Below are 7147 nucleotides of genomic sequence, written 5' to 3'. Positions count from 1 at the left end.
CTCGGCGGCCTCCGCCGACTCGGGCGCACCGGCGGGCGCCGCAGCGCGGCGGACCACTCGGCGGCGACGGCGCGGAGCGGCGTCTTCCGGTGCCTCGGCGGGCGCCTCGGACGTCCCGGCGTCGGCGACCGGGGTCTCCTCGGCCGCTACGGCCTCGGTATCCTCCTGGTCCGCCTCGGGCTCGGACGGGCCGGTGGCCGCCACGGGCGCCACGGTCTCCGCAGTGCTGTCGGACGTCCCGGCGGGCGGTCCCGCGGGGCGCGACGCGGCACGCCTGCGCCGACGCGGCGGCAGGGTGTCGCTGGGGGTGTTCTGTTCGGAGCCCTGAGTGGGCTCGGTCGGTTCGAGCATGCGGGCGTTTCTCCCGTCAGGCTCCCGGGCGCCGCACCTGGTCCGGCGATGCCGGTGACGTCCACGGCCCGCGCGATGCGCGATGGCCGCCGTCCGGGGCGCGGGCGCCGCACGGGAGCTCTCTGTGTCCTGTCTCGCCGGTTCCGTACACCGAATGCGCACGGCCTGGCGAAAGTCTTCTGGTCGGTGCGCTGCCCGACCCAGGTGGCTCCCGAGGTACGAGGGCGGCGCTACGACGTCCGTCCCTACGCGGGACCTTCCTTACACCGGCGCCGTCGCGGCGGCAGTGGCGCCGGCCGGTTGCGGCTCGGTCACTGCTGCCTCGCGGTCGGGCGCGAGCGGGTCGGTCACCGTGCCGGTCTCTTCATCGAGCAGCCCCTGCGCCAGCCTGGTCACCGCTGCGGGGACCGGCGGCGCCAGGTCGGCCACGGCGCGGAGACCGGACAGGACGTCGTCGGGTCGTACGGCAGGCGTCACGTGCCGAACAACCAGCCGCAGTATCGCACAGGGCCGGTCGCTCGGCCTATCGGCCGAAGAGGTGTGCGTTTCCACGCTCTCCAGGGCGACGACCGCGGAACGGGCGTCGAAGGTGCGCATGCCGTTCTTGGTCCGGCGCTGCACCTCCACCGTCCCGGCCGCCTCGAAGGCGTCCACCGCACGGCGGGCGTCCTCGGGAGCGACACCGTCCAGCCGCAGCTCCCACACCGAAGCCGTGAGCCGGTCGGCCAGGCCCGGGGTGCGGGCCTCCACCGCCTCGATGATGTCGAGGCCGGCCGGCATCGAATCGTCGAGAAGGGCCCTGAGCCGCTCGGGTTCGCGCGGCTCGGTGAGCGCGATCTCCAGGAACTCCGCCTCGCTGCCCGTGCCGGTGGGTGCGGCATTGGCGTACGACACCTTGGGGTGCGGGGTGAAGCCCGCGGAGTACGCCATCGGTACCTCGGCGCGGCGCAGGGCACGCTCGAAGGCCCGCTGGAAGTCACGGTGGCTGGTGAACCGGAGGCGGCCGCGCTTGGTGTAGCGCAGTCGGATGCGCTGCACCGCGGGTGCGGGCGGCGGGCCTTCGGGCTGTCGCTTGCCCAGGGGTTCTTCTCCTCGTCGGAAGGGAGGCGCGGTGGGCGCCGCCCTCTGATGCATTCGTTGTCCTGTCCAGAGTACGTCCAAGCCGTCCCCCGGGTTCCCCGTCACCGGCCGGAATCACTTCCGCATGCCCTGCGTCCCGGGGACCCGGACGGGGACGGGCGGCGCCGACCGGTTTTCCTCCGGCGCGCCCAGCAGCGCCCGGCGCACGTCGGCACGGGCCTGGCGCACGGACGCCCGGGCCGAGGCGAGGACCTGCCGCACGGCCCGCCCCGCGCTCCGCGCCGCCTCGGCGACGGGACGCAGCACGGCGTCCCGGAGGAGATGTCCGACCGGCGTCAGAACGCTCCGGTAGACCCACCGCGCGGGCTCCACGAACGTCCACCGCAGGAGGGACACGAGGAAGCGCCCGACCGCGCGCGAGACGTGCCCGGCGACCCGCCAGGCGTGCCCGAGCGCGTCCCACACCTCACGTCCGACGACGGCACAGACCCGCCCCACCGGCACCAGCACCCACCGCCACACGGCCAGCGCGGGCAGCACGAGAAGCACCCGGGCCACCCAGTACAGCACCGTGCCGACGCCGCCCACGAGCACCCCCACCGCCCATGCGACACCCCGCCCGCACCACAGCACGGCATGCCCGACCGGGGTGAGCACCCACGTGTACAACCACACCGAGGGCACCACGACCAGCACGTTCACCAGCCACGCCAGCCCCCGATACACCCCCAGCCCCACCGCGGCCACCACAGCACCCACCGCCCGCAGCACCCACACCACACCGCGCCCCACCGGCGTAAGCACATACCGGTACAGCCACACCGACGGCACCACGACCAGCACATTGACCAGCCACGCCAGCCCCCGATACACCCCCAGCCCCACCGCGGCCACCACGACACCCACCGCCCGCAGCACCCACACCACACCGCGCCCCACCGGCGCCAGCACATACCGGTACAACCACACCGACGGCACCACGACCAGCACATTGACCAGCCACGCCAGCGCCCGGCCGAGCGGCACCAGCAGATACCGCCACAACGCCACGAACGGCCACACGAACACCGCCCGCCCCAGCCACAGCAGTGCCCGCCCCACCGGACGCAGCACGGTGTCGTTCACCACCCGCCCGGCGGCCACCAGCGCGTCCCACAGCATGCGCACCGGCAGCACCACCACCAGCGCCACGATCCGGACCGGCAGACGCACCGCCGCGACCAGACAACCCTCACCCTCCGGCGCCCGGACGTCCCTCTGCTTCTCCAGATCCATATCCATGAGGACGCTCCGGGAGGCCGGCCGGATGCACAACGCGCAGGTCCGTCACTCGGCCCCGGTGCCGGAGGTGGCCGGCGAGCCGCGCTGCGTAGAGTCGAGCCCGGTCACGGGCTGATGCGCTGGTGGAAGGGGAGGGCGTGGGAGCTACCGCGGCGGCGCGCAGTGTGCTGCGTGCGCGTGTGGGGTCGGGGCTGGCGGTGGCGGTGCTGCTGCTGCCCTTCGGGAGTTGGGCGCTGGCCCGGGCCGGGGTGGTCGCCGAAGCCACGACGATCCCCGTCGGCGTGCTGGCCATGATCGGTGGCTACGTGCTCCTCCCCGCGCTGAGCGAGGAGCGGTCCCCGTACCGGCACGCGCGGCGGAGTCTGACGGCGCGCACCCTGACCGGCCACCGCACGGTCGACCTCGACCGGATCGCCGCCGTCCGGCTGGTGACGACGTTCTCGCAGGCCGGCGTCTACCGCACCGTGGTGGTGCGGGACGCCGACGGTGTGCGGCTGGGGCTGACGACGGGGCGGAGCCACGAGCATCTGCGGCGAGCCGTCGAGAACGCGGAGCGGAACGCCGGACGAGGGGCCCCCGGGCCCCGGGTGAGCCGTGCGGCCATGGCGCATCTCGGTCTCGCCCCGGGGCGGGGACTCGTCGTCCACACCGTCGTCGCGTTCCTGTGCGTGACGGTGAGCATGAGCCTGTACCTGTCGGTCGTCATCTGGCTCGGCGGGCGGTGAGGCTCTCCTCCGCCCGCGCGGATGCCGGCCCGCGCTCCCCCCGGGTCAGCCGGCGGGAGCGCTGTTCTTGACGGTCAGCGGCAGCAGCTTCTTGCCCGTCGGGCCGATCTGGATGCTGGTGTCCATCTGGGGGCACACCCCGCAGTCGAAGCACGGGGTCCAGCGGCAGTCGTCGACCTCGGTCTCGTCGAGGGCGTCCTGCCAGTCCTCCCAGAGCCAGTCCTTGTCGAGGCCGGAGTCGAGGTGGTCCCAGGGGAGGACCTCCTCGTAGGTGCGCTCGCGGGTGGTGTACCAGTCGACGTCGACGCCGAACGGGGCGAGGGCCTTGTCGGCGCAGGCCATCCAGCGGTCGTAGGAGAAGTGCTCGCGCCAGCCGTCGAAGCGGCCGCCGTCCTCGTAGACCGCGCGGATGACCGCGCCGATGCGGCGGTCGCCGCGGGACAGCAGGCCCTCGACGATGCCGGGCTTGCCGTCGTGGTAGCGGAAGCCGATGGAGCGGCCGTACTTCTTGTCGCCGCGGATCTTGTCGCGCAGCTTGCCGAGGCGTTCGTCGGTCTCCTCGGCGGAGAGCTGCGGGGCCCACTGGAAGGGGGTGTGCGGCTTGGGGACGAAGCCGCCGATGGAGACCGTGCAGCGGATGTCGTTGGAGCCGGAGACCTCGCGGCCCTTGGCGATCACGCGGGTGGCCATGTCGGCGATCTGCAGGACGTCGTCGTCGGTCTCGGTGGGCAGGCCGCACATGAAGTACAGCTTGACCTGGCGCCAGCCGTTGCCGTAGGCCGTGGCGACGGTGCGGATGAGGTCGTCCTCGGAGACCATCTTGTTGATGACCTTGCGGATGCGCTCCGAGCCGCCCTCGGGGGCGAAGGTGAGGCCGGAACGGCGGCCGTTGCGGGTCAGTTCGTTGGCCAGGTCGATGTTGAAGGCGTCGACGCGGGTGGAGGGGAGGGAGAGACCGATCTTGTCTTCCTCGTAGCGGTCGGCGAGGCCCTTGGCGATGTCGCCGATCTCCGAGTGGTCCGCGGAGGACAGGGAGAGGAGGCCGACCTCCTCGAAGCCGGTGGCCTTCAGGCCCTTGTCGACCATGTCGCCGATGCCGGTGATCGAGCGCTCCCGGACCGGGCGGGTGATCATGCCGGCCTGGCAGAAGCGGCAGCCGCGGGTGCAGCCGCGGAAGATCTCCACGGACATCCGCTCGTGGACCGTCTCGGCGAGCGGGACGAGGGGCTGCTTGGGGTAGGGCCACTCGTCGAGGTCCATGACGGTGTGCTTGGACACGCGCCACGGGACGCCCGAGCGGTTGGGGACGACGCGGGCGATGCGGCCGTCGGGGAGGTACTCGACGTCGTAGAAGCCGGGGACGTAGACGCCGCCGGTGCGCGCCAGGCGGAAGAGGAGTTCCTCGCGGCCGCCGGGACGGCCCTCGGCCTTCCAGGCGCGGATGATGCCGGTGATCTCCAGGACGGCCTGCTCGCCGTCGCCGATGACGGCGCAGTCGATGAAGTCGGCGATGGGCTCGGGGTTGAAGGCCGCGTGGCCGCCGGCGACGACGATGGGGTCGTCGAGCGTGCGGTCCCTGGACTCCAGGGGGATCCCGGCCAGGTCCAGGGCGGTGAGCATGTTGGTGTAGCCGAGCTCGGTGGAGAAGCTCAGGCCGAACACGTCGAAGGCGCGCACCGGGCGGTGGCTGTCGACGGTGAACTGCGGGACCTGGTGCTCCCGCATCAGCGCCTCGAGGTCCGGCCAGACGCTGTAGGTGCGCTCGGCGAGCACGCCGTGCTGTTCGTTGAGGACCTCGTAAAGGATCATGACGCCCTGGTTGGGCAGTCCGACCTCGTAGGCGTCGGGGTACATGAGCGCCCACCGCACGTCGCAGCCGTCCCAGGGCTTGACCGTGGAGTTGAGCTCTCCGCCGACGTACTGGATCGGCTTCTGCACATGCGGGAGGAGCGCTTCGAGCTGCGGGAACACAGACTCGGCGGCTTCGGCAGGCATCTCGCGAACCTTCGTGTGCTGACGGGGGATCTCCCGGCGCGGCCGGGAGGGGTGACCATCCAGCCTAACCCGGTCCGGCGGGTCCCCCGTACGCCCCTCAGAGCGCGATGCCCCGGGTGATCGACCTCCAGGTGTCCGGCAGGGCCGCTTCGGTCAGCTCGGCGCGGCGTTCCTCGCGGGCGTGGAGGACGCCGTAGGTGAAGGTGTCCTCGCCGGCGGCGTGGGCGACGGCGGCGAGTTCGCGCAGGGTCTGGCGGGCCATGACGCTGTCCTGGTGGTCGCCGAGGAGTTCCTGGAGGGACTTCATGACCTTGACGAGGTCCTTGGCGGTGCCGCCGAGGGCGGGGACGGCTGCCTCGGCGGCGTAGCGGGTGCGTTTGGTCTTCTTGCGGGCGTCGTGGAGGGCGAGGTCGCGGTCGTGGCCGGGCGGCAGTTCCAGGGCGGTGGTGACGAGGCCGGAGAGCTTGTCGAGGTCCTTGCGGACGGCGCGGGTGAGGACCTTGGCGGGCTTGGCGTGGGCCTTCTTCCGCAGGGGCGGGTCGGCGAGCAGGGCGTCGAGGGTGTCGAGGAGGGCGAGGTGGCGGGCGGAGTCGAGGACGCCGGTGACATGGCCGTGGGCGCTGCTGCGGCGGGCGCCGGACCAGGCGGCGAGGCGGTCGCGGACGGGACCGCGGACCAGGTCGTCGGGCAGCCGGTCCAGGGCGGTGGTGAGGCGTTCGGCGAGGACTTCCTGGTCGCGTTCGAGGCCGAGTTCGCCGGCCAGCCACTTGAGGTCGGCGCCGATGGGGTCGGTGGTGTCGCGGTGCAGGACGGAGCGGAAGCTGCGGAAGGTGCTGCGCAGGCGGCGGGTGGCGACGCGCATGCGGTGCACGGCGTCGGGGACGTCCTGGCGTACGGCGGGGTCGAGTTCGACGAGGGCGTCGCGCTGGGCGCGGACGTAGGCGAGGACGTGGTCGCCGGCGGTGACGGGCTCGCTGACGGGCCGGGTCCTGCGTTTCTTCTTCGGGGCGGCGGCCGGGGACGGGGCGGGTGCGGGGGCCGCGGCGGCGGGTGAGCGGGGTGCGGTGGCGGCGGGTGCCGTGGTGGTCAGGGCGCGGGCCAGTTTGGAGGAGGAGGCGGAGGGGGTCAGGCCCGCGTCGCGCAGGTGCCGGTCGACGTGGTCGAGGAAGGCGGGGTCGCCGTCGTCGGCGAGTTCGACCTCGATCTCGGTCCAGTGGGCGGTGCCGCCGTGGCCGGTGAGGCGTTCGGCGTGGACGGTGTCGACGCTGACCTCGGCGAGGAGCCGGCCGTCGCGGTCGAGGAGGTGGCGGACGTCGCGGTCGGAGCGGAGCCGGACGAGGGGGGTCAGGGCGCGGTCGCGGACCCGGGAGCGGACGAGCCGGGCGAGGGCGTCGGGGAGTTCGTCGGAGAGGGGGGCGTGGATCTCGTCCCGCGCTCCGGGGGAGACGGGGAACTTGAGGTGCCAGCCGGCGTCGGAGCCGCCGGTGCGGCGGCGCAGGGTGATGGAGGCCGCGGCGAGGCGTTCGTCGGCGGTGTCGTAGTAGGTGGCGTCGAGGTGGGCGACGCCCCGGTCGGCGATGGTCGTGACGTCGGGGACGCCGGTCAGGTCGGGCAGCCGGCCGTCGCGGGACTCGTACTTCCGCTCGATCTCACGCTTGGTGTCCGCCATGACGTGACTGTAGTCGCCGGGGGTGCGGAGCGGCAGGGGACGGCCG

The 7147-nt window shown here is 73.1% G+C and carries 6 protein-coding genes; 1 reads left to right on the top strand and 5 read right to left on the bottom strand.

Annotation, left to right across the window (positions count from 1 at the left end):
- The 3 genes from G3I53_RS08675 to G3I53_RS08665 all read right to left on the bottom strand — a co-directional run.
- Positions 1-351 (bottom strand): hypothetical protein (locus G3I53_RS08675; protein WP_164438190.1); only part of this gene is annotated, 351 nt, incomplete at its 3' end.
- Positions 352-612: 261 nt separating this feature from the next.
- The gene (locus tag G3I53_RS08670) at positions 613-1389 is read right to left on the bottom strand and encodes a TIGR03936 family radical SAM-associated protein (RefSeq protein ID WP_164333831.1); all 777 of its coding nucleotides are present in this window, start codon (positions 1387-1389) and stop codon (positions 613-615) included.
- A gap of 156 nt (positions 1390-1545) precedes the next feature.
- A complete protein-coding gene (locus G3I53_RS08665) occupies positions 1546-2706 on the bottom strand; it encodes a hypothetical protein (protein ID WP_164438191.1) in 1161 nt (386 codons plus the stop codon).
- A 143-nt stretch (positions 2707-2849) separates the two neighbouring features.
- Here G3I53_RS08665 and G3I53_RS08660 point away from each other — a divergent pair, with 143 nt between their 5' ends.
- Positions 2850-3437, top strand: a complete 588-nt coding sequence (locus tag G3I53_RS08660) for a hypothetical protein (RefSeq protein ID WP_343240575.1) — start codon at positions 2850-2852, stop codon at positions 3435-3437.
- Between the two features lie 45 nt (positions 3438-3482).
- Here the strand turns inward: G3I53_RS08660 and G3I53_RS08655 are convergent, their stop codons facing one another.
- Positions 3483-5432, bottom strand: coding sequence for a TIGR03960 family B12-binding radical SAM protein (locus G3I53_RS08655; RefSeq protein ID WP_164337677.1), 1950 nt, complete (start codon positions 5430-5432; stop codon positions 3483-3485).
- A 97-nt stretch (positions 5433-5529) separates the two neighbouring features.
- Positions 5530-7101 (bottom strand): CYTH and CHAD domain-containing protein, encoded by a 1572-nt coding sequence (locus G3I53_RS08650; protein ID WP_164337676.1) that lies wholly within the window; start codon positions 7099-7101, stop codon positions 5530-5532.
- Between the last annotated feature and the right edge of the window lie 46 nt (positions 7102-7147).

The organism is Streptomyces sp. SID14436 (assembly GCF_010548465.1).
Classification (GTDB): Bacteria; Actinomycetota; Actinomycetes; order Streptomycetales; family Streptomycetaceae; genus Streptomyces.
Note: the sequence above shows the minus strand (reverse complement) of the source record. Positions and strands in the feature narration are given on the sequence as shown.